Raw genomic sequence first — 21,640 nt, 5'->3', positions numbered from 1 at the left:
TCTCGAAGAAACCTGCCCTGCCGGCGTGTCTAGAGGTCTCTGAAATGGGATACGTCGCTGTTCACGTCACCTCACCTGCGATAACGAGCCGGCCATGCGGTACAGCTGATCTCTGGCGACTCCACGGAAGCGAAGCGTCGTCGTCGGCACCGCCCTTGAAAGCATCCTCGATACGATGACGGTTTCCTCATCGCGCTGACCTATTGCGCGGGTTACGGCGAATGCGTCCGCTGTAGTGTCTGGCCGCGCTGAGGCGGACATGGCTCTGGTCACGCTTGCTGGTCGGCTGACGCCGTTTCGATGCAAGAATGGAAGGATGGCCGGTCCCATGGCTCTTCAGCCCGTCGATGAGTCCTGGCAACGCGGTCTCGCCATTGTTGCCCACCCCGACGACCTGGAGTTCGGCACTGCCGCCGCCATTGCCCGCTGGACCAAGCAGGGCAAGCACGTCGCCTATGTTTTGCTCACCAGTGGCGAGGCCGGCATCGACGACCTCGATCCGGCCGACGCCGCCATCGCCCGCGAGCAGGAGCAGCGCGACGCGGCCGCCATCGTCGGCGTCGAACAGGTCCACTTTCTGGGCCTGCCCGACGGCGTCCTCGACTACGGCGTCCCTCTGCGCCGCGAGCTGGCCCGCGTGATCCGCGCTCAGCGTCCGGACGTCATTATCACCAACAACTTCCGAGACAGCTGGGACGAGGCCGGCCACGCCCTGAACATGGCCGACCACATCGTCACCGGCCGCGCCGTCCTGGACGCGGCGCGCGACGCCGCCAACCGCTGGGTTTTCCGAGACCAGATCGAGCAGGACGGCCTCGACAAGTGGTCCACCCGCGCGGTCTGGGCCGCCGGCTCACCCTGTCCGAGCCACGCCGTGGATACCACCGACACCTTCGACTTGGGCGTACGTTCCTTGAAGGCCCACGCCTCCTACCTGAAAAGCCTGGCCTCCGGCCCCTTTGACGCAGAGGGATTCCTCGAGAGTGTCTCGCGCCAGGTCGGCACCCGTCTGGGTGTCCGCCATGCCGCTTCCTTCGAAGTCTTCGACCTCGGTCCGCTGTAAAGCACAGTCTCTTCCGCTTCCTGACCTACGCGGTGTCACGCTCGGGTGAAGCTTGACAATCGCTGCTGTCCGCCTGGGCGGAGACACCGAGGCGGCGGACCCGGTCACCAGCATGTGAAGCCGCACACCGCCCCTTCGGCTATTACCAAACGTTCGGTAATATTGTCGGTGCATCGACCGGAGGGAGATTGCGATGCCCGAGCGGAAGACCGCGGTGGTCAACCGCGACAAGATCGCGATCACGGCCTCCGGCGGGTGCTCAATCGCGGTCGGCGCGAAGGATTCGGTGGTAGACGCCGGCATCGAGGCCATCAGCAACACAGGGCGCCGGGCACGCCGGGAGTGACGAGCCAGCGAGAGCTCACGGAGCACGACTACCGAGCCCTTACGTTCTCAATCTTCGCGACCCGGGCCGGAACGGCTCCGCCCCGGGCATCTGCCGGGCGGCACAGGGAGAATCACCATGTCGAACTCTTCTGTTTATCATTGGGGGGAATTGGAGGCTCAGGCCAGAGCTGGCCTCACCAAGAGGGCCTCGGCCATCTCCCAGTTGGTGCAACCGCTACTGCCTGACGGCGCCGACAACTTCCTGTCGTACCAGAATCTACTGGCGGTCGGGGCTCAGGGCGACGACGGTAGGCTATGGGCGTCGCTGTTCGTCGGGCCACGCGGGTTCATCAGTGCCCCCGACGATGAATCGGTGCAGGTGCTGGCTCAGCTCGCGGCCGACGATCCGGTCGAGCCGATGACCCGGCGCCAGGGCAAGCTGGGTCTGCTGGCCATCGATCTCGAAACGCGTATCAGACTGCGGATCAACGGCGAAGCGACGCCGCTGCCGGGCGGGCTCCGGCTCGCCATCGAGCAGAGCTTTCCCAACTGCCCGAAGTACATTCAGAAGCGCCACGTGGTCAGTCTGGCCGAAACGCGGGGTCGAGAGGCAGGGCCGGCCGACGGTATGCGGGTCGCCGCACTGACCGACGAGATGAGCGAGTTGGTCGCCCACGCCGACACCTTCTTCGTGGCCTCGGCTTCCGAAACCGGTGACCCTGATGTCTCGCATCGCGGCGGCAACCCAGGATTCGTCGACCTGATGTCGCGGACACGGTTGCGCTGGCCCGACTACGTCGGCAACAACATGCTGATGACACTGGGCAATATCACCGAGAACCCGCACGCTGCGCTGCTTTTCGTCGACTGGGCGACCGGGACGGCGCTCCAACTGACCGGGCGAGCCAAGGTGAATTGGCCCGAGGGTCTCGGCCCGACCGCGACCGGCCAGCGCTCCGTGGAGTTCGAACTCGATGAAGCCATCTATCGGCCAGAGGCACTCCTGACGAACTGGTCGGCGCCAACCCTATCGCGATTCAACCCGCCCCTGCCGGTCTGATCGCCTCAGGGGGATCATCCGTTGTCGCTCGCCTCAAGTCCTGCCGCGGACCTGAGGCGAGCGCCATGACACTGCCGGCTATCCGGCATTGCCAGGTCCGCCGATCAGCGTTTGCGGAAGTTCGGCCAGCGCCAACCGAAACTCGGCCGGATCGTCCAGCACTCGTGCTACGACCAGTGACCCCTCGATGAGGACCAGCGCGGTTCTCGCCCGGCGCGCGGCATCCTCCTCGGAGGCTCCTGCGCGCCGGGCGATTTCGGCCATCGCCGTCAGCCAGGTCGTTGCCAGATGGGTGGCCCGGGCTCGAATGTCGTCCGGGGCGCCGCGGAGCGTCATCGTGTCCAAAACGCAGGCGAGGCGACCGTCGTCATAGAACGCGCCAACACGTCGAGCCATCTCCGCGACGGCCGTCGACGGGTCGTCCTCCGACATCAATGGATCGAGAATATCGCTGAATATCTGTTCCACGGACGCCATCACCGCTGCGGCCATGGCGGGTTTTCCGTTGGGGAACCGGTGATAGAGGCTGGCGCGGTGCAACCCTGAAGCCGACGACAGAGCCGTCAGCGAAGCTCCCTCGTAGCCCGAACGGCGGAAGACCTCGGTCAGCTGCTTCAGCAGTGCCTCGTCTTCGATGCTAGGTGCGCGGCCCATATCACCAGGTTACCGAACATACGGTAAAAAACTGAGGCTCGGGAAACGCGCGTTGAGACACGTCCCCACGCCCGCCGGAACTGAACCTTTACGAGGGCGAACCTGTAGGCCGCGACAATCCGGCGAGTCAGCGCAGGATCGCTCAGACTTCCCGGGGTCGATCAGGCTTGTCAACCGGAGAAGGCGGTGGCCAGTGCCGGATTGCGAACGGAGGCCGCGAGCTCTTCACGGGTCCTCCGGCTAAGCTTCGGGACCCTCGACGTCGGGGCACGCTGGAGCACGAGGGTGGGACGGCAAGATCACTGCGCTCGGTGCGGAGACCTCCAGCGAGGGCCGGCCTCAAGGGGCGTCGCGTGCTGTCACTGCGCCGGCGTCGAGTTCTCGGACCCGTCCTCTGCGTCCGCCGGGTGCTCGTCCGCGATCACGCAGACCCCGTCGCTACATACGACTGCCGGTGGAATGTCGAGGGCGACGATGGCGATCGGGTCCTTCTCGTCCTCGTTCACGCCGCCGTCCCCCGCTTCTCGTGGGAGAGCTTGCGGAGCACCTGAGCGAAGGCGGACGTGTCCTGCGCGCCGGAGACGCCGTACCTCTCTTCGAAGACGTAGAACGGGACGCCCCGGATGCCGAGCCTGTGCGCGTGTGCCTCCTCGGCACGGACGTCGTCAACGAAGCGGTTCTCCCGGAGCGCCGCCAGCGCCTCCTCGCGGTCCAAGCCGACCTCGGCAGCCAGGTCGGCGAGGTCCTCGTTCCGGCCTACATGGCCACCCTCCTCGAAATGGGCGGCGAGGATCCGCTCAACCATCTCCAACTGCATACCCTGCTCCTTGGCGAAGCGGATGAGCTGGTGGCCCTTCAGCATGTTCGTGTGCCGCAAGATGTCGTAGTCGAAACGCAGTCCGACCTGCGCCGCGGCGCCGACGATCCGGGCCAGCAGCGGCTCGACCTGGTCGGCGGTGAACCCACGAATCTCCAGGTAGTCTTGCTCGCTCCCCTCGAACTCCTGAGGGAGGTCCGGCGCTAGCTCGTAGGCGTGGTACTCGACCTCGACTGGGATACCCGTCTCGGCGACGGCCGCCTCGAACTTCTTCTTCCCGATGTAGCACCAGGGGCAGGCGATGTCGGACCAGACATCAACCTTGATAGGACCCGTGGCTGACTGCGTCGTGTCGTTCATGCCACCAGACTCCAACGTTCACATCAGTGTCACTGCAAACGCGCTCGTCGTGCCCCCGGTCACAACGACGTCGTCGGTGCCGATGGCAGCTGCGCAGAGACGGGCGACTGTGACCCGCTTGCCGTACCGCCAGGCCGAAACCTGCCCTCGGCTCCGTGGAATGGTGTCCGATGGGATGCGAGCTGTTCCGCCACACGAGTTCCGTACAGACCGACACTTCAATGGTCTTCGGACGGCGCTGTAGGGGATCCGGGACGGGCGGCCGGCGATGCAAGCTCGCCGTTGAGCATCGCGGCGACCTGCAGGCTCCAGGTGCAGAGCTCCGTGCTGTCGGAGTCGACCGCGCAGAACACCTGGTAGTCGGGCTGGACATCAACGACCTCAATCTCGACGACGACGGCCGGCGGGTCCTGATGTGGCTGCGCGACGATAGCCGATACCGGCGCCGGGTACGCGGCGAGGCGGCGACCGCCATTCACACCTACCCGTCAGGCCGTGCGCACACGGACGGCGTCGGCGTGCACGAGCTGGCCGGGCCAACTGTTCGTCACCGGCCACCCTGCCGCCGGCACGCGACTCGGATCCGAGACACCCGCGACGATGATCCGGCTCGATTGGGCCTTCTCGAGTATTGGGGGCCAGATCACGCCGTCTGGCTGGGATCTGCGGTGGGTCGGCCGACCCACGCTAGATGCTGTGGGGCCACCCGGTCGTTCTCACGGTGACGTCCTCTGAGGATGCCGACCCGCGTCCTGCCCTCCACAACCTGCAACCCCGCCGTTGCGTCCACCGGCGATCGGTCGACCAGTATCGGCCACCGTTTCCACGTGCCGTGCGTCGCCCAGCACAGGGAGACACCCGCGTGGACGCCGTGCTGGCGAACGCTGATCCAGTGGTTAGGGTCCGCGGCGTACTCATCGATGCAGGAGCCGTCTGAACGTCCTGTCGGCATCGCAAGGAACTCCTGCGTCGCAGTGGCCTCGACGGTCCAGGCCACTGCTCTGAGATCTAGTTTGCCGTAGTCGCGGAGGAACGCGCCGTTGTCCCCGTGATCGCTGCGTTCGGGGATGACATGCCGGACACCTCGCTGCCGCAAGGCTCGGCGGGTCGAGTCATGTGCGTAGCCCTGGTCGGCGATCAGCACATCGGGTCGCTTGCGGGGCCGTCCGGGTCCGGGCTCGTTGACCCGGATCGCGTCCGGCAGGGCCAGGAGTTGGGGGTTGTCGCCGGCCTGACCCGGGGTGAGCAGGATCGATAGCGGCCGGCCACGACCATCAACCGCGAGGTGGATTTTCGTGCTCAGTCCGGCTCGGGACCGGCCGATGGCCTCGCCATCCTGCGCACCAGGCGTCGCCGCACTTGTCGGGGAGACCCCTTTTTGCGGGCGCCAGCAGAATGCTGATGGGCCCGCACGACCGAGGAGTCGATGCTGATCGTCCATTTCACGGGTGTGCCCTCGTCGTGCACCTGCGCAGCGGCGAGGATCCGATCCCACGTGCCATCGGCCGTCCAGCGACGAAGGCGTTCGTGGCACGTCTTCCACGGCCCGAACCGTTCCGGCAGGTCATGCCACGGCGCACCCGTGCGCAGCTTCCACAAGACCCCATTGATGACCTGACGGTGATCCCGCCACCGACCCCGCGCACCACCCGGTTCAGGAAGCAGGGGCGCGATCACCGCCCACGCCTCATCGGTCAGCTCACCACGACGCACCACCGATACATCGTCAGCGATCAACCGCCACAAGATCGGCAGGACACGCCCTAGCCACCCGGCAACACGGTCGGCGGCGGTTTCGTCCGATCGGGACCGGAACGGCCGTCCAGGGTCGACGCCCCTCAACAACTGCTCGATCTCGCGCTGCAACGAGTGGATGCTGGTGGCGCGGCGCGTCACCGACAACGCGACCTCGTCATAGTCGCGGCGCTGCAACATCCGCTCAGAGCGGTATCGCTCAGCATTGGCGGGATCGAACGGATCGAACTCGGAGAGGTTCTGGAAGAAGTTGATGGCCTCAGGTGTCGCGCGCAACGGGCGCGTAGATCACGCTCGGGACCAAGTCGTAATGTCCCCACTCCGGATGCGCACGGCTCAGCGAACCGAGTGCTTCGAAAACGGCTGCCTGAATTCCGGCGGTCGTTGGCGTGGTTGCCAGTCCGACAGGAACGCCCTCAGCGTGCTGCTGATCGCCGGCCGGCCGGATGAGGTCGAGGGCGTGCAGCTCCCGACCGTCTGCCGCGGCCGTTAAGCCGTCGACCTCGTTGGGGTTGAAGCGGGACGACTTGTGGGTGGCCACACGGGCGGGGAGGGTGCGGTGCTCCCGCTTGTAGACGGTAAGGGCGTTGAGTAGCAGGTTCTTGGCGTCGGAGGCGAGAAGGTGGGGTTGTTTGTCGTCGCGGCTGACGGGTGCTGTTCCGCCTCGGACGATGACGCCGTCGCCGCACTCGTTGAGATGTGGGCGACTGCGTTGTCGAGGGCCTCGGCAGACGATAGCCAACACGTAATCGATGCCTCGGGGAGGCGGAGCGTTCGACCCGTTCTCATCCCTGTGACGTTGATCGCCGGTCGCGGAAGGTGCGATTACCCGGCAGGGGGCAGCAGCTCGGCGAGACGGGTGAGAGAGGCGCGCATGCTGTCGGTGCCGCCGCCCTGCAACTCCGCAAGAACCGCGCGGGCACGCTCGAAAACCCGCTGCGCTGCGGGGACGTCGCGAGCCGTGATCAGAACCTCGGCCATCTGCCGCAGCGCGTCGAACTGCAACGGTCGGTCTCCGACGCGTCGCGCCGTCTCCGCCGACAGTTGCAGCTGTTCGACCGCCTCATTAATGCGTCCGGATTCGGCCAGGTTGTGGGCGATAGCGGAACGGATCTCGCTCTCCTCGCGGTCGCGTCCGACCTGCTGATTGAGTTCGAGGGCCTCTTTCAGCGCCTGGGCTGATTCCTCCACCTGTCCCAGGCCGGCGAGCGACGTCCCACTGAACAGGAGGCTGAAGATCTCGGCCCGACGATTCTCGAGAAGTCGAGACAGCGACCGCGCCTTCTCGCTGTGCTCAAGGGCGAGGTCGTGTCGGCTCAGCGCACTGAACACCTGGTGGAAGTTGTTGTGCACCAGCGCCTGTTCCAGCCGCATGTCCCGGTCCTCGAAGATGCGCAGCGCTTCGCTGAGCAGGTGCAGCGACTCTTCGTTGGCTCCGAACACATGCCGCGCACCGGCCAGGCTGCGCAGGACGTGCGCCTCCCCGACGGCATCGTGGCTCTCGCGAGCCGCGTGCAACGCCACCCTCATGACGTCTTCCCAGTCCTGGAAGTATCCGGCCCACTGCAGGTACTGCTGCATCGTGATGCCGAGCTGCCAGGGCACGATGCCGTACCCGACGTCGGCCGCCAGGCGGACCGCCTCCTTGAGCACCTCCCGCTGACTCGCAAACCAGGCGATGGCCTCGTCGTACGTCTCCGGCTGCTCCGCAACGACACCGGGCAGGGGCGGCGGCGGCTCGATCGGCGTCCGGTTCGGCTCAAGTACCACCTGCGCGTGGAAACTGCTGTGCAGGTAGTACTGCAGCAGGCGGCTGATCGCCGCCCGTCGTTCCGCCGCCGGCTCCTCGGCCTGGAGGAGCTCTTCCGCGTACGTCCTGACCAGTACGTGCGACGTGAGCCGGCCGTCCTCGTGCTCGGTCACCAGGGCCGCCTCGATCAGCTCGGCCAGCTCCGCCCGAATGTCGTCGGGGTTGCGGTCGCAGAGACTCACGCAGGCTGCGGCCGTGACACCCGGCACCAGGGCCACCGACAGAAGCCGGAACAGCCGAGCGGCACCGGGACCAAGCTGGCGGTAGGACCACGAGAACGCGGTACGCGGATCACTGAGGCCGCCCCCACCGGGGAACGCCCCGAGCCGGCGGGCACCGTCGCGTAGCTCGGCGGCGACGGAGGCGAGCGACAATCGTGGGCGGACGGTGACCCGGGCCGCCAGGATGGTCAGCGCCAGCGGAAGCCGGCCGCACAGTTCGATGATCTCGTCGACGATCTCCACACCCGCCGTTCCGCCGGCCGGTTGGCTCGGCAGGCCGGCAAGACGGCGTTCGAGCAGCCGACGGGCCGTCGGCAGGTCGGGCAGATCGACGCTGAGCGGATGGGCGCCATCGAACGCGGCCAGGCCGATCAGCGACCGGCGGCTGGTGACGATCACGAGACTCTCCGCCGAGTTCGGCAGCAGCGGACGCACCTGGGAGGCATCGCGGACGTTGTCCAGCAGGATCAGGATCCGCTTACCGGCGGTCATGCTCCGGTACGTCCCGATCCGCGCGTCGAACGTGTCGGGAACGTCGGAGGCGGGCACACCCACCGCGTGCAGAAGGAGGCGCAGGGCACCGTCGGCCGACCGGCTCTCACCCTCGCCGAGGTGACCCTGGAGATCGAGGTAGAGCTGCCCGTCGCTGAACTCGCCGGCCACCCGGTGCGCGAAATGCACCGCGAGCGTCGACTTGCCGACGCCGCCCATGCCGTTCATCGCGACCACCAGAGGGCTCGTCCGTACGGCGGCCCGCATCCCGGTCACCAGGTCACTCAAGATCGTTAGTTCGGAGCTGCGGCCTACGAAGACGGGTAGGTCCGGCGGAAGCTGCGCCGGGCGCACCAGCGGAGTCGGCCGGGATGCCCCGGGGATCGGATTCGGGTCCCCGGAGGGCGGCATCCCCGCCTGGGTCAGGGTCCGCCGCTGGGCGTCCTGGAGCTTGTGTCCAGGGTCGATGCCCAGCTCGTCGTCGAGGCGCGCGCGGATCGCGCCGTAGACCGCCAATGCTTCGGCCTGTTGGCCGGCCGTAGCGAGCGTCGTCACCAGGCACGCGTGGACCGGCTCGTTGAGCCGGTCCATCTCCGCGGCGAGCCGCAGCGGGGCCAGCACCCGCGCGGGCTGGCACACTCGCACGGCCACCGCGGCGGTGGCGACTGCGGCGTCGAAGAATTCGCTGTCGATGCCGGCGAAGGTTGCTGCCGCCGCCGTGCTGTCGATCAAGGAGTCGCCGGCCGAACTGTGGCACAGCTCGAGAGCGTTGAGGTAGTGGTCGAGCGCCTCGGTGGGTCGGTCCTGCCCCAGGCTGGACTTCGCGGCCGAGACGTGGCGGCGGAATGCGATGAGGTCGAGCGTCTCCGGCCCGGCCGCGAAGCGATATCCGTTGCCGTGCCGCAGCAGGTAAGACCCGGCAGCGCGTGGGGGTAGATCGGGTTCGAGCAGGCGGCGCAGCGCTCCGACGTACTTGTGGATGACGTTCACCGAGCTGGCCGGCGAGTCCGGACCCCAGATCAGGCCCGTCAGATCGCTGGTGCTGACGGGCTGCCCCGCACGAGCCAGAAGGAGCGCCAACAGGCCGCGTTGCTGACGCGGGCCCGCGTCCAGCTCGGCCTCACCGCGCCAGAGCCGCAGCGGTCCCATGATCTGCAGGCGCAGCGCACACTTCGGTGCCGGCTCCTGTGGCCGGCCGGAGCGAACAGGCTCTTGTGAGGATTCACTTGACGGTGACTGAATCGAGCGTCCGTTCATCCGGCTCGCGGGACCGCAGGGTGCCGGGACTGGAAAGACGGACGTCGGGGTTAAACGGGGCACGACGTGGGCCGTTTCGCCGACGGCGTGCTCCCGGCTTGTGTCGATGGGCATGTCCTGCAGATCCAGGCGGCAGGAAGAAAGTTCGGTCCCGCGGAGGAAGTTTTCACTGACCGGAGCTAGCGTTCCGGCATGCTCCTACCAACATCGGGACCCGTGTCGGCCGGCGACGCGGAGCAGGTGGTCCGGGCCGCCCAGCAGGGCGATCCGCGAAGCTTCACGCTGCTGTTCGAGCTTCACTACGCCGGCATGCTCGCGGTGGCACACCAGATTCTGGGCGCCAGGCCCGACGCCGAGGATGCCTGCCAGGATGCGGCGATCACGGCGTTCTGCCGGATCGGCGAGCTGCGCGACCCCTCGGCGTTGCGGCCCTGGCTGCACGCCATCGTGCGCAACAACTGCCGGAAGTTCCTTCGCTCACGTAGGCCCGTCCCGGTCGGCGTGGCCGGCGAGAACCTCGTCGCCTCGGGGCTGGACGACCCGGTCGCCCGCATCGAACGCAGCGCAATGCGGGACTGGATCTGGCACGGACTGCAACAGTTGTCGCCAGCCGCGCAGACGGTGGCGTTGCTGCGCTACTTCACCGAGAACAACTCGTACGAGCAGATCGCGGATCTGTGCGGGGTCCCGGTCGGCACCGTTCGCAGCCGCCTGAGCGAAGCGCGCCGTCAGTTGGCCGACGTCCTGCCCCGCATACGCGACGAGCGGCACGACGAGACGGCGGCCCTGCAGGCCGAACGACGCGAGGAGGCGACGACGGTGCTGTCCGCGGTGGCCGACGGTGCGCCGATGAACAAGGTGGCCGCGCGCTGGGCCGAGGACATGACCTTCTGCTGGCCAAGTGGCAACCGGACGACGGGCCGCGAACCGGTCTTCGCGGCCATGCGACGGGACTATGACTCCGGTGTCGCTCACCGGATCACCGGAGTGGTGGCTGGTGCGGGCATCACAATCTGGGAGAACGCCTTCATCAACCCGCCGGAGGATCCGTTCCACTGCCCGCCCGGCGGGACCTGGCTGCTCCGCGAGAAGAAGGGCCTGGTGTGTGAGGTACGCCTCCTGCACACCCCGCGACCGACCCGCCCGGAGATCACCCCCTGGCGAATCGAACTTCTGGCCGCCGAACCAGGTCCTGGAAGGTATGACCAAGTACTCCATCCATGACCTGGAGCCGCAACTCGCCGCCAACCGCCGCTACTGGTGCGGCTGGGCCGGCGCGCGTCCCGACACCGACCTGCCGACCTACCGCACCGACATCCCCCACCCGCTGCTCAACGGGGTCCTTCGCGTTCGCGGTCGGCAGCTAGACGACGCGATCGCGGAGGTGAAGAGGCACCTCACCGGCTCGCGGTGGGGCTGGTGGGTGGGCGCGGACAGCGACGAGGGCACCGCCGAAGGCCTGCTCGAGCGCGGCGCGGAGCAGATCGGTGATATGCCGATCATGGCGGTGGACGTGACCACCGTGGCCGAGGCCGCAGCGCCCGCCGATCTGAAGATCCGGACCGTCGTCGGCCCGGTCGGGATGCGGGAGTACGTGGCTGCCTACGCTGGACCGCTCGGCATCTCCGGTGACCTTGGGATCGTCGTCGACCGGGAACTCGGCTTCGCCTACCCCGATGTGTTACGGCTCGCGGGCACCGTTGACGGCCGTACCGTCGGCACGTGCACCCTGTCGCTCGGCACCGACGTCGGGGCCCTGTACTGCATCGCCACCGACCCTGCCTTCCGGCGGCGCGGAATCGCGACCGCCCTCACCTGCGAGGCGTTGCGCATCACTCGCGAGTCGGGGCGGCGGATTGCCACGCTGCAGGCGAGCGCCGAGGGCGAGCCGGTGTACCGGCAGATCGGCTTCGACACCGTCGCCCGCTATCGCCTCTACCAGCTCCCGGAGTGAGCTTCCGGCGATGCCGCCCCGGCCGCCCACTTGCCGGCCGGGGCGGCGCCGCCGCGCCCGTCACCACCAACGCGCATCCTGTCTCTCGGTCGAGGCCATCTCGCTCGCGCGACGAGGCCGACCGGGGACGCCGTCGGAGACCCGCAGGGCGAACTCCAGCACCATGTGGCTGAAGCGCTCTGCCTCTTCCAGGTGCGGGAAGTGCCCGCTGTCGGAGAACTCGGCCAGGACCGCCCCGGGAATGGCCGACCGCAGCATCTCGGCCGGCTCCGGGCCGAATTCGAAGTCGTGTACCCCCGCTACGACCATCGTCGGTGCGGTGATCGAGGGCAGCGCGCAGCGGAGGTCGAAGTCGGTGGCCGGCCGCGGCCAGCACGGTAGTGCACCGAGGAGATGGGCGAACTCCGTCCGCCGCCAGTAGTCGGCGAAGTAGGCGGGGAGGATCTGCCAGAGCCGTGCGGTGGTCTCGTGCACCCACTGACCGGTGGGACGGTCATACGCGGCGACCATCGCCTCGGCATCGGTGCGGTCCCCGTGGGCCAGAGCGTACTGCCGTAGCTTCTCCCGCGCCGCCGCCCGGGTGTGTTGGTCGACCACCGGTGCGGTCGCGTACAGGATCAGGCCGGCCGTCCGGTCCGGGCGGCGCAATGCATGATTCTGCGCGACGAATCCACCGTGCCCGTGCCCAAGGACGAGCACCGGAGCGTCGGAGAAGTCGGCGATCACCGCGTCGAGATGATCTGCGTAGGTGTCGAGGTCGTACCTCGCCCCGCCGGCAACCGGCTCGAACCGCCCGTGCCCACCGGCTCGAGATAGACCATCGTCAGGCGACGCTCGAGCAGTGGCATGCGCAGATAGTCTCCGGAGAGCCCAGGGCCACCCGGATGTACGAAACAGAGCGGGCCTCGACCGCGAATGTGACATATCAGGGAAAGGTCGCCAAATCGGACCGTGTGCGTCGTTTCCGATCTCGTGCTCATTACAGCTCCTCGGTGACCACGAATGACATCAGCAGCCCTCCGGCAACCCCCAGTCGAGCATGTCGAACCGCAGTTGATTTCTACTGACCATTTCCGACGAGGTCACGAGTTCGGATCCCCGATGAAAGGGCAGCCAGGTTTCCTGGCTGCCCTTTCATCCACTTAGCTGTCAATGCCCGGTCAGGCGGCGTTAGGCACCTTGTCCAGGCCCAGACGACGGGCGTATCGGGTGTACGCACCCGGCCCGATCCGGGAGAGCACGAACCAGGCCGGACCCGGGACTACCGCCTTGAGACCTGCGACGTACTCGGGCGTGCCGTCGCGCAGCACCATCCCGAAGGCCATGGGCAACAGGCTCTTCGGCATCGAGGCCATCGCGGCCGCGCCCACCTCGGCCCACTCCTTGTCGGTCAGGTATTTGTCGATCAACGCCAGCAGGTGCGTCTCCTCGGTGACCAGGTGCTCCAGCATCGGCGGAATCATGGCGTCGACGGCCGAGGCCACCGCGTCACGGTCAGCCGACGTCGCCCTCCAGCGCCACACGGTGGCCAGCCTCTCCACCTCGACCAGTGCCTCATGCAGGCCCTCGTGCTGACGTTCCATGGTCTCGACCAACGGCGCGATCTCGTTCGGGCCGCGTTGCAGCAGTTTCGGCCATACCTTCTCGTCCTCCCCGGCGTGATGCAGGTTCAACAAACCGGTGAGCAGGAGCACGTGCTCGGCGACCCGGGAGGCGGTGGCGCTGTCGTTCGCGGCCACGGTCCGGGCGAGTGCCGCAGCAGCGGGAAACTCGCGCCGGAAGGCGCTGTGGACGAGGTACATGTCACGACTGTCTGCCATGGCTCGTTTCTTGATCCTTTGCATATTGATGTGGCGGAGGCCACGCCGACCGTCGGGCGTCTCAATGAAATCCAGACCTATTCCGGCAACCGTATCGGCCCGCTCTTGACGAGAAGTGAACGCTCACAGGGGCGGGTGAGACGACGCATCGCGAATGGGCGAAAGCTTGATCGCCCGGATGATCAGCGAGCGGGCCTCGCCGCCTAACGAGCGCGCCCGCCACCGAGTCCGGCCGGGACAGGTCGAGCCCTGACCCAGACACAGAGCTTCCGGTTTCGGCTTCAAGCCGCGCCGCCTCGGCCTCGGCCCGCTCCACCGTCCGGTGATACCTCTTGCCCCGCCGGGCGTACTCGGCGGCCAATTCGCGGCCAATGCCCTGGGTGGCACCCACGACAAGAACTCTCACATTCTTCACACATTCTTTTGGCGCGGAAAGTCTTCCGCTCAGGTCACGAATCTCAGCCCCACAGTGGTTCACCGGAGAACGAGGTTTTTCGCTCGCACGGAGACCAGTCTCGTTCACTCGGCATACAGTCCGTTTGAAGTTGGCGCTGTCATTCTGGGAACGGCCTTCGTTACCAGCCTTGGAGTTTATTCGTGCAGCAGGGGATCCTCGTTGAGAGTCAGCACGACAACGTGGACGTGGTGACAGCTGCCGGGCTACGACTACGCCTTCGCCGAGCCACACTTACCGATCTCGAGGCGGCCAACCACCTGCACCGCTGGGAATGCTCCGCCGAGAGCCGCAGGGCCCGCTACCACGCGTCGCGAGACCGGATCCGCCACGCCGAGTGGCGACATCTGATCGACCCTGATCGCGGCTACACGTTTCTCATCGCCTGTCCGCAGCGGCCAGGGCTGATCGGTCTTGCCCACCTGTTGTGGCAGGACTGCGGACCGCCAGAGATCGCCCTGTTGATCGCTGACGCATGGCAGGGCCGTGGAGTCGGCACCGCGGTGGCCCGGCACGTGGCCGGTCTCGCCGCCGCGCATGGCCACCCCGTTCAACAAGCCCGGATCATGTCGGGAAACTTTCGGGCCATCCGCCTGGCGAGTCGCTTTCGCGCCATCATCGATGACGCGGCCTGACACCGCAGCGGCAGTTGTGGTGGGTAGAGCCGCCGCGTTCCCTAACAGGGAAGAATCCTTCCACTGCGTGACGCTAACGTCTTTGTCGGGTCCTGCCTTCACGCAAGGGGCAGGAGCCGATCATGGCCGGCATCCCGTCGGCCGTCCCAGATCCCCGGCGTGGCCCCCGCTTCCCTCCAGCGGCGGGGGCCACGCCGGTGTCCGGTCGCCAAACCGACTCACGTCCTGGCCCGGCTGTTGACGACGGCCGGTGTCGCCGGCCTGACTGGATGACCGCTCAGCGCCGGCCGTTGCGTCCACGGAAGTGGTGTACGACTTGCCCTGATGGGCGTATTGCGTAGATGAGAGACGGCCATCGCGTCGATCCTTCAAGACGACCAAGTCAGACCCGAAGCTGCGGCAGGGCTCCTACTTCCCGGACTGGCTGCTGACGCACCGCCGGCGGGCCGAGCAGGCGGTGGTGGCGACGTCGTATCTGCTCGGAGTGTCGACGCGGCCGGTGGAGAAGCTGGTCGAGCAGCTCGGGATCCGGCAACTGTCGAAGTCGCAGGCCCCGCCTGATGAGGGCGCTCGCGCTCGCCGAGAAGACCAGGGGCAGGACAGCCTCCACGCCTTCTGCAACCGCGCCATCCTGACGGGCACGGCAGGTCCCGTGCCCGGTGCGCGCCGAGACGAGCATGCCCACGCGGCGGACCGGTCACATGCGCCACGGCCACGGATCGCTACCCGAGTTGTTCTTCCCCGCCGACCGATCATGGCAACCACCGTTGGAACTGCGGAGTTCTTAGCCCCGTGAGAGTTGATCCGAGCTTCGACACATTCGTCGAGCAGAAGTCAGCAGCGCTTCTGCGCCTCGCGTACCTCCTGACCGGGGACCGTGGCCATGCCGAGGACCTGCTGCAGACAGCCCTGCTCCGTACGATGCGCCGCTGGTCGAAGGCCTGCCACGCACCCGAGTCGTACGTCCGGCACGTCATGATCAATCTGTCACGTGACCGGATCAGAGCCTTGTTGAGGCGGCCCCGCGAGACCGCACTGCCGGAGGACACCAATGCCTTCCGCTCCGACGACCCCGGATTGGCCGGGATCGGGGACCGGCGGATGGTCACCGATGCGATCAGGAAACTGCCGGTTCGGCAACGGCAGGTGATCGTGCTCCGCTATTTCGAGGATCTGTCCGTCGAGCAGACAGCCGAATTGCTCGACTGCTCGAGCGGAACGGTCAAGTCGTACACCTCCCGCGCATTGTCGCGGCTGCGCGAACTACTCGGCGACTTCCACGAAACCAACGGCAGGAGGGCTTTCCAATGACCGCTCTCGACGACGATCAGCTGGGTCGACTGCTGGGCGACCGGCTACATGAGGAGATGCACCAAATGACCGCACCCTCGGGGCTCATCGAGACCCTGCACCGTAGGAACAAACGCCGCAACCGGGCGCTGGGCATTGCCGGTGCCGTTCCGGTGATTGCCGCTATCGCACTGGGCGCCTCGCTGGCCTTCGCTCCACAAGGCACCGCCCCGGAAACCCCCGACATGCTCACTGTCGGTTTCGTTGCCGAGCGGACCGGTGCCGCCCTGGCTGACGCGCCCGGCTACGTCCAGCACGAGAGCTCCTCACACGAGGGACGCGACGGCAAGGCCGCCAGCATGACCGAACTCTGGAGCGACCCGACAACCAAGCGGGAGCGGCAGGACAACCGGATTTTCTTCGGCGACACGCGCTCGTACACCGTCGTGCTGGACGGCTCCAACGCGGTGGAACTCAACCATGACAAGAAGAAGTGGTGGACGTACGAGGTCACCCGGCTTGAGGCGCTCGACAGCAACACGGTCCAGTCGCTGCCACCGGCGCTCAACCCCGCCGACCTCAGGCGTGCGGTCGAGAGCGGGAAGCTGACGCTCGTCGGCAAGGAGTCGATCGACGGCAAGCCAGCCGTACACCTGCAATGGCTGGGTGGTCCGGACAGCGCAATGGACAAGGCGAAGGCCGCCGAGGAGTCCATGCAGATCTGGGTTGACGCCGAGTCTTACCTGCCGGTCCGCCTCATCCACAAAACCTTCAATGGCACCACCACCAGCAACTACGAGTGGCTGCCCCGCACCGCCGGAAACCTGGGAAAGCTGGAGGCTTCCCCGCCGGCCGGCTACACGAAGCTGTCCTGCGCACCGAACCCGGCAAAGGACTGCGGCTTGAACGACTGAGTCGCGTTGGCGGGGCCCCGGATCGCGGTGCGCGATCCGGGGCCCCGCCTCGTGCGGGCCTGGCACTCGGCCCGGTCACCGTTCAGATCCCGGCTCGCCGGCCGTCTCCCCTTGGCCCTCTCGGTCCTTAACCGCAGTGCCGTGACTCATACACATCTCCCCGCCTGCCGTCACTGATCGACTACAGGATGCTACGAAGGGCGGCAGTGCCGGGATGGCGGCCGATGATCCCGCACCGTGGCACGCACGACCGCACCTTCGCTCAGCTTGCCCGCTGCGATTCCCGCAGCGCCGCCCGTGCTCCAGCCGCCGCGACCGCCGGCAGCGCCGCGACGATGGCAAGGGCAGCAGGCAGCCCCAACGGCTGCCATAAGGCCGAGCATGTCGCCACGCGGATTCCTGAAGGAGGGCATCAAGTCCGCCGGGGTGCAGCGTAAGCACGGGGGTAACGGCCGGGCGGACGGAGAACTGCCAGCTCGGGGTGTTCCTCGCCCATGCCAGCCCGGTCGGGCGCACGCTGATCGACCGGGAGTTGTATCTGCCCCGCGGCTGCTGCGCGCGTCAGTGCCCTACGCCGTCCGATACAGACCTTGCATCGCATCCGGCCAGACATAGCGGCCTGCTCCGCCAATTGCCGGCACATATGGACCTCGATATCCGGCCCGCCGTCCGGTCGCGAGCGCCGCCGATCACTGCGGGCTTAACCCGCCCGAACCGTTCCGCGGATTGTCCAATTGCGCGACCGTCGCCGAATTCCACCGTCGCGCACTAAAGAGTGTCCTCTGGCACTGGATGAAAGGATGAAGGTATCCAAAATGGCAGAGGGGGCGGCTACATGTCGCAAACGGCAGAGGTCTTGTCGCTGAAGTTAACGTTCGGGTAGGTCCAAGCATTGTTGCCAGGGTAGTAGTTTCCGTGCGTGACCGTCACGTTGTTCAGGCTGTCGACCTTTCTGTACGGTGCCACGTAGAAAATTTCTGCTTTGGTTGCAAAGCGGTAAGGAGCCGGGTTTTGGAACAGGAAGATGTTGTATCCCGTCTTGTTGTAGACAGAGGACGTGGCGTCGGAGACGCGGTGGCCGTTGCTGAACGTGTTGTCATTGAGGTCCAGGTCGCAGTAACGTCCATTTGGCGCCTTGTCCTGCACAATGAAGATTCCGCCCGCGCCGTCCTGGTTCTGGTTTTCCCAGAGGCACACACGGTTGGCAGGGCAGTCGCTGGCTGAAGCTTGGGCGCTCGTTGCGATCACCGTCATACCCGACAGCGACACTGCAAATGCCGCAACGGTGACGGCGACTCGCTTCGCGGTTCGCACGATCCGATACCTCCTGTGATGTTCGGCCGATTGCGCCGTAAATATACGCTTAGTGCTCTGAACTCCTAGTTGATGTCGACTGAACTGCTTGCCTCGGACCCCAATCGCGGGCCTTGATAACTGAGAAGCTGCAGGTGGGGCGGCTGATCCTGGTGTGCGCACCATGCCCAGCTCTTGGGCATATCGGGGGCAGAATTTCCGGCTCGGGATACTGCTGATTTGTATGGCTACCTAACTAGGCTGGAGTGCCGTGCTGGTCCATGAGTGCGATCGAGCGCCCCCGTGACGGTCAGCCCTACCTCGCGAAAATATACAAATCAGCGATGATCACGAACTCGTGCCGAATCTTCGGCGCGCCGAATCGGCGCCCTGACGTCCCGATGAGCAGGACGCCGAAAGGTGAGGTAGTGGCGGTGTAGTTGACCGCCTGGGCGATGTACTTGTCTTCCAGGCTTGGTGCGGTCCAGCCGCTCGTGTGGCGGTTGACCTCGACGTTGAACCGCATCCCGCTGAATCCGGCAACCGTCGCCATCCACAAGACTGGTGTCTACACCGCGCTCGGCGATACCGGCACCGCAGTGCGTAGCGCGGAAACCGTACGGCCGGCAGAGTTGCCCAGCACCGAACGGTACGGCCGCTTCTGCGTGGACACCGCCCGCGCTTTGACCCACCACGGCAAGCCCGCCCGCGCCGTTCAGGCCCTGCTCTCCGCAAACGGCACGCCCCCGAAGAGGTCAACCGCCCCTCGGTCCGCGACCTCGTGTCATCGCTGCTGTACGCCCCGACAGCAACTCCGGCAGGGCTTCGCGATCTCGCAACCCGCGTCGGCGCCACCAACTGACGGTCAGAACCTGCCTCATACAGCACCGACGACAGGCTCTGGCCGTCGAGCCAACGCTCGACGATCGCGGTGACAGAGCCGAGGCATGTGCGGCCCCGGGCCTCGATCGCAGTCCTGGACCGAAGCCCGTTCGTCAGCGTGCAGCTCAAGACGCTCGTCAACGGTCCAGTCCTCTTAGGTGACATACGGCTCGCACCAGCGCTCGCTGCGCCACGCCGCACCGCACCGGGTGCCCTAGCGCCCTTCGGACCTGGTCAGGCCGATCCAGAACAGATTTCCCGGATCGGTCCGGGAGCCAGCGATACTCGGAAGCGTGTCGCCGGTGCCCACCTGCGCCAGGCGTGGTTGAAAGCAAGCTCCAGATTCAGTTTGGCGCTGGACACCGCTTCCACGTCCTGTGCGAGCACACCTAGCGCCATCCAATCGACCACATGCTTCACCTGCTGGTCCTTGGTCGACATGCGCCGAGGCTACGACGAGCCGCCAAAGGCACCCCTCCCAAAGGTCCGCGGCTCGCCACACCCTGCTCGTCGAGCAAGATGATGATCGAGAACGACGCGCGGTCCACAGCCGATCGCGGGCCGAGCGGCGACGGTGTGAACTCCCGGATGAACGTGCCGCCGACGCACGTCCGGCAGGCCACACCGATAGGGCCGACCGCTGCGCAGACGAACAGAGCGCGACGTCGACGAATGTGCCTCGAGCCAACCCCCTAGGTGCCAGCTGCGACGTCGACAGCGAGGGCGTCGAGGGCCGTGATCGCCTGCAGGACGCTGAAGGCCAACGCCCACAAAGCGATCCGGGCTTCGACCGTTATGCGCCTGCCGGGCGTCTCGGCCGCCACCGACGACGTGACCTGGTGAGCTACCACTGGCGCCGGGGACGTCGGCTGGGACGCGAACGACGGCGAAACGATGTGCAACCGGTAGAACCACGGATCCAGCCAGCTCGCCGCACCCATGTGACGAACCCACGCCACCGTCTTATGTCGCTTGTGTTGATGGCGGCGGTGAGCATGGCGGTCAGCAGCAGCGCGACGCCGGCCTTGGGTAGAAGGTCGCTCGACTCTCCTGACCGGTGGGAGTATTTCGCTCGACCACGCCATGCGCTGCGGCCAATGTCGCCAGCGGGGCGACAACGAGCGGCACGAGCCGCTGCCACCGAAGCGAGTCGGCGGGCATAGCCAGCGCCAGAAGGCCGAGCTGCCCCGTTCGTCGGTCCGGGCGGTTGGCCCGGCGACGGGTTCGAGCGCTCCGACGACGTCGGCGCACGGTTGCCGCCGGCGTACCTGTGCACGTGTTCCATGGGCTCCGGGACGAGGCTGCTCCACCGTCCCACGCCGACCTCTGCGCCCGCGGGATCCCGCAGCCCAGCTGCATCGGTTGCCCGGCCGCGACGATCAACTGGACAATGACCTGAGCGAGGTCGCGGCGGTGCTGAAGGTCGACGACCTCGGGCCGCGTGGCGTCAGGCCCACTCGTTCCCCTCGTAGAGATCGAGATAATACTGATTGATCTCGTCGGCCCGACCCCGTAGTCCTTCAGGGTCGAGGACGTCGTGCCCGATTCCGGACTCGCGTGGCCACTCGTGCGCTGTGAAGGAGGTGTCGTTCAGATCAGCGATGGCTCTCGGGATGTCAGCCGCCGCCCGAAGATCGATGAAGTCGTCGTTCGCCGAGGTGACGATCGCCAACTCGCGCAGGTGCGGGCTTTTCGGATCGATCGTGAAGTTACCGACGATGCGCAGGTATTGCGACATCGCCGCGGACGACAAACCCTCGCCGTCGACCCGGTCCGGGACGAAACCGAATCCGAAGAGGACAGCGAATGGCTTGACGACGAGGTCAGGCACCCGGGCGGGGTTGGGTTTGTAGAGGGGTGACAGGAGAAGTGCACGATGCACGACGTCGGGACGGTGGCCGACCAGCCAGGTGGCCAACACGCCTCCACCGGAGATGCCCACGACGCCGACCGTGTCGCCCAGGCCGGCCGCCACGTTTAACGCGTCGTTCGCCGAGCTGACCAGCTCGTCAGCGTTGAGCTTCGCGTGGGCCGACCTGTCGGCGACACCGCGTCCTGGCGCGCGCGGCACCCACACGTTGTATCCCCGGTCGAAGAACAGCTTCGCCAGGCTGCGGTACTGCCGGGGGCAGTCGGTGTCGCCGTGAAGCAGGAGAACGGCCTTCGCGCTCACACGCTGGTGGGAGAGGAATTGACTCCGGCACTCCGGAAGCACCTCGGTGTCGGCCGCCTCCGCGATGACGGCCCGCGCGGCCCGCGCGCTCGCCGACTCGAAGCTCAGGGTCTCCGGCGTTGCGCGCTGAAGCCCATCGCTGCGCAGGGGCCACACGTACACCGTGACGACGCCCACCACGACGAGGGCGACGAGGGCCGTCAGCACGAGGGCCAGCCGGGTGAGGCGGCCGCGACCTGTACGGGCGAGACCGTTCCGGGGATCGTCGGGCAGGGTCTGGCCTACGCTCAGGGCGCCCAGCAGAACCCGGTTGTCCACCACGTCCCTCCTTCCGAATGCGTCGCGTCCCGATGAGTGCGGCCGCCATTCTGCCCACCCCCACTGGGCAAATTCTGAAGAAAGTGCGTAC

The 21,640-nt window shown here is 66.7% G+C and carries 21 protein-coding genes and 3 pseudogenes; 10 read left to right on the top strand and 14 right to left on the bottom strand.

Annotated features, from left to right (window positions below; genetic code table 11):
* Nucleotides 1-328 precede the first annotated feature (328 nt).
* From IW249_RS32165 to IW249_RS32155, 3 genes are all read left to right on the top strand, one after another.
* Entirely contained in the window at nucleotides 329-1,063 is a 735-nt protein-coding gene (locus IW249_RS32165; RefSeq protein ID WP_231392747.1) for a PIG-L deacetylase family protein, read from the top strand.
* Nucleotides 1,064-1,256: 193 nt separating this feature from the next.
* The gene (locus IW249_RS32160; RefSeq protein WP_196924224.1) at nucleotides 1,257-1,409 is read left to right on the top strand and encodes a hypothetical protein; all 153 of its coding nucleotides are present in this window, start codon (nucleotides 1,257-1,259) and stop codon (nucleotides 1,407-1,409) included.
* A 117-nt stretch (nucleotides 1,410-1,526) separates the two neighbouring features.
* Nucleotides 1,527-2,450 carry a pyridoxamine 5'-phosphate oxidase family protein gene (locus IW249_RS32155; RefSeq protein ID WP_196924223.1) on the top strand — a complete coding sequence of 308 codons (924 nt, stop codon included), beginning with the start codon at nucleotides 1,527-1,529 and terminating at the stop codon, nucleotides 2,448-2,450.
* A 78-nt stretch (nucleotides 2,451-2,528) separates the two neighbouring features.
* On the opposite strand, the gene IW249_RS32150 is transcribed toward IW249_RS32155, so the two are convergent.
* The 7 genes and pseudogenes from IW249_RS32150 to IW249_RS32120 all read right to left on the bottom strand — a co-directional run bounded on the left by IW249_RS32150 (nucleotide 2,529) and on the right by IW249_RS32120 (nucleotide 9,708).
* Nucleotides 2,529-3,104, bottom strand: a complete 576-nt coding sequence (locus IW249_RS32150; protein WP_196924222.1) for a TetR/AcrR family transcriptional regulator — start codon at nucleotides 3,102-3,104, stop codon at nucleotides 2,529-2,531.
* 359 nt (nucleotides 3,105-3,463) lie between these two features.
* Nucleotides 3,464-3,610, bottom strand: a complete 147-nt coding sequence (locus IW249_RS32145) for a hypothetical protein (protein ID WP_196924221.1) — start codon at nucleotides 3,608-3,610, stop codon at nucleotides 3,464-3,466.
* Complete coding sequence (locus IW249_RS32140; RefSeq protein WP_196924220.1) at nucleotides 3,607-4,281, bottom strand: DsbA family oxidoreductase; 675 nt, start codon at nucleotides 4,279-4,281, stop codon at nucleotides 3,607-3,609. Before IW249_RS32140 ends, IW249_RS32145 begins: the two co-directional genes overlap by 4 nt.
* Before the next feature lie 218 nt (nucleotides 4,282-4,499).
* Nucleotides 4,500-4,760: a hypothetical protein gene (locus IW249_RS32135; protein ID WP_196924219.1), complete on the bottom strand. Its 261-nt coding sequence runs from the start codon at nucleotides 4,758-4,760 to the stop codon at nucleotides 4,500-4,502.
* Nucleotides 4,761-5,332: 572 nt separating this feature from the next.
* Nucleotides 5,333-5,994: pseudogene (locus IW249_RS32130) on the bottom strand (IS5 family transposase); the annotation flags it as partial.
* A gap of 301 nt (nucleotides 5,995-6,295) precedes the next feature.
* A complete protein-coding gene (locus tag IW249_RS32125) occupies nucleotides 6,296-6,781 on the bottom strand; it encodes a hypothetical protein (RefSeq protein ID WP_196924218.1) in 486 nt (161 codons plus the stop codon).
* Nucleotides 6,782-6,861: 80 nt separating this feature from the next.
* Entirely contained in the window at nucleotides 6,862-9,708 is a 2,847-nt protein-coding gene (locus IW249_RS32120; protein WP_231392746.1) for an AfsR/SARP family transcriptional regulator, read from the bottom strand.
* A gap of 300 nt (nucleotides 9,709-10,008) precedes the next feature.
* Here IW249_RS32120 and IW249_RS32115 point away from each other — a divergent pair, with 300 nt between their 5' ends.
* Nucleotides 10,009-11,040, top strand: a complete 1,032-nt coding sequence (locus IW249_RS32115) for an RNA polymerase sigma factor (RefSeq protein WP_196924216.1) — start codon at nucleotides 10,009-10,011, stop codon at nucleotides 11,038-11,040.
* Entirely contained in the window at nucleotides 11,018-11,770 is a 753-nt protein-coding gene (locus IW249_RS32110; RefSeq protein ID WP_196924215.1) for a GNAT family N-acetyltransferase, read from the top strand. Before IW249_RS32115 ends, IW249_RS32110 begins: the two co-directional genes overlap by 23 nt.
* A gap of 60 nt (nucleotides 11,771-11,830) precedes the next feature.
* Here the strand turns inward: IW249_RS32110 and IW249_RS32105 are convergent, their stop codons facing one another.
* The 3 genes from IW249_RS32105 to IW249_RS35295 all read right to left on the bottom strand — a co-directional run bounded on the left by IW249_RS32105 (nucleotide 11,831) and on the right by IW249_RS35295 (nucleotide 13,981).
* The gene (locus IW249_RS32105) at nucleotides 11,831-12,694 is read right to left on the bottom strand and encodes an alpha/beta fold hydrolase (RefSeq protein WP_196924214.1); all 864 of its coding nucleotides are present in this window, start codon (nucleotides 12,692-12,694) and stop codon (nucleotides 11,831-11,833) included.
* A gap of 236 nt (nucleotides 12,695-12,930) precedes the next feature.
* Nucleotides 12,931-13,590: a hemerythrin domain-containing protein gene (locus tag IW249_RS32100; protein WP_196924213.1), complete on the bottom strand. Its 660-nt coding sequence runs from the start codon at nucleotides 13,588-13,590 to the stop codon at nucleotides 12,931-12,933.
* Nucleotides 13,591-13,651: 61 nt separating this feature from the next.
* The gene (locus tag IW249_RS35295; RefSeq protein WP_196924212.1) at nucleotides 13,652-13,981 is read right to left on the bottom strand and encodes a hypothetical protein; all 330 of its coding nucleotides are present in this window, start codon (nucleotides 13,979-13,981) and stop codon (nucleotides 13,652-13,654) included.
* Between the two features lie 206 nt (nucleotides 13,982-14,187).
* Between IW249_RS35295 and IW249_RS32090 the strand changes: the two genes are divergently transcribed.
* From IW249_RS32090 to IW249_RS32070, 5 genes and pseudogenes are all read left to right on the top strand, one after another.
* The gene (locus IW249_RS32090) at nucleotides 14,188-14,679 is read left to right on the top strand and encodes a GNAT family N-acetyltransferase (RefSeq protein ID WP_196924211.1); all 492 of its coding nucleotides are present in this window, start codon (nucleotides 14,188-14,190) and stop codon (nucleotides 14,677-14,679) included.
* A gap of 343 nt (nucleotides 14,680-15,022) precedes the next feature.
* Nucleotides 15,023-15,229, top strand: a pseudogene (locus IW249_RS32085) (transposase); the annotation flags it as partial.
* 242 nt (nucleotides 15,230-15,471) lie between these two features.
* A complete protein-coding gene (locus IW249_RS32080) occupies nucleotides 15,472-15,990 on the top strand; it encodes a SigE family RNA polymerase sigma factor (RefSeq protein ID WP_196924210.1) in 519 nt (172 codons plus the stop codon).
* A complete protein-coding gene (locus IW249_RS32075; protein WP_196924209.1) occupies nucleotides 15,987-16,883 on the top strand; it encodes a hypothetical protein in 897 nt (298 codons plus the stop codon). The genes IW249_RS32080 and IW249_RS32075 overlap by 4 nt, the downstream gene beginning before the upstream one ends.
* 393 nt (nucleotides 16,884-17,276) lie before the next feature.
* Nucleotides 17,277-17,430, top strand: a pseudogene (locus tag IW249_RS32070) (transposase); the annotation flags it as partial.
* Between the two features lie 284 nt (nucleotides 17,431-17,714).
* On the opposite strand, the gene IW249_RS32065 reads toward IW249_RS32070, so the two are convergent.
* The 4 genes from IW249_RS32065 to IW249_RS34640 all read right to left on the bottom strand — a co-directional run bounded on the left by IW249_RS32065 (nucleotide 17,715) and on the right by IW249_RS34640 (nucleotide 21,549).
* The gene (locus IW249_RS32065; RefSeq protein ID WP_196924208.1) at nucleotides 17,715-18,197 is read right to left on the bottom strand and encodes a peptidase inhibitor family I36 protein; all 483 of its coding nucleotides are present in this window, start codon (nucleotides 18,195-18,197) and stop codon (nucleotides 17,715-17,717) included.
* Nucleotides 18,198-18,492: 295 nt separating this feature from the next.
* Nucleotides 18,493-18,729 (bottom strand): hypothetical protein, encoded by a 237-nt coding sequence (locus IW249_RS32060; protein WP_196924207.1) that lies wholly within the window; start codon nucleotides 18,727-18,729, stop codon nucleotides 18,493-18,495.
* Between the two features lie 563 nt (nucleotides 18,730-19,292).
* A complete protein-coding gene (locus IW249_RS32055) occupies nucleotides 19,293-19,499 on the bottom strand; it encodes a hypothetical protein (RefSeq protein WP_196924206.1) in 207 nt (68 codons plus the stop codon).
* A 1,006-nt stretch (nucleotides 19,500-20,505) separates the two neighbouring features.
* Nucleotides 20,506-21,549: an alpha/beta hydrolase gene (locus IW249_RS34640; RefSeq protein WP_196924205.1), complete on the bottom strand. Its 1,044-nt coding sequence runs from the start codon at nucleotides 21,547-21,549 to the stop codon at nucleotides 20,506-20,508.
* Between the last annotated feature and the right edge of the window lie 91 nt (nucleotides 21,550-21,640).

Origin of the sequence: Micromonospora vinacea (assembly GCF_015751785.1) — a bacterium.
Classification (GTDB): Bacteria; Actinomycetota; Actinomycetes; order Mycobacteriales; family Micromonosporaceae; genus Micromonospora; species Micromonospora vinacea.
This window is presented reverse-complemented; position numbering and strand designations above follow the sequence as displayed.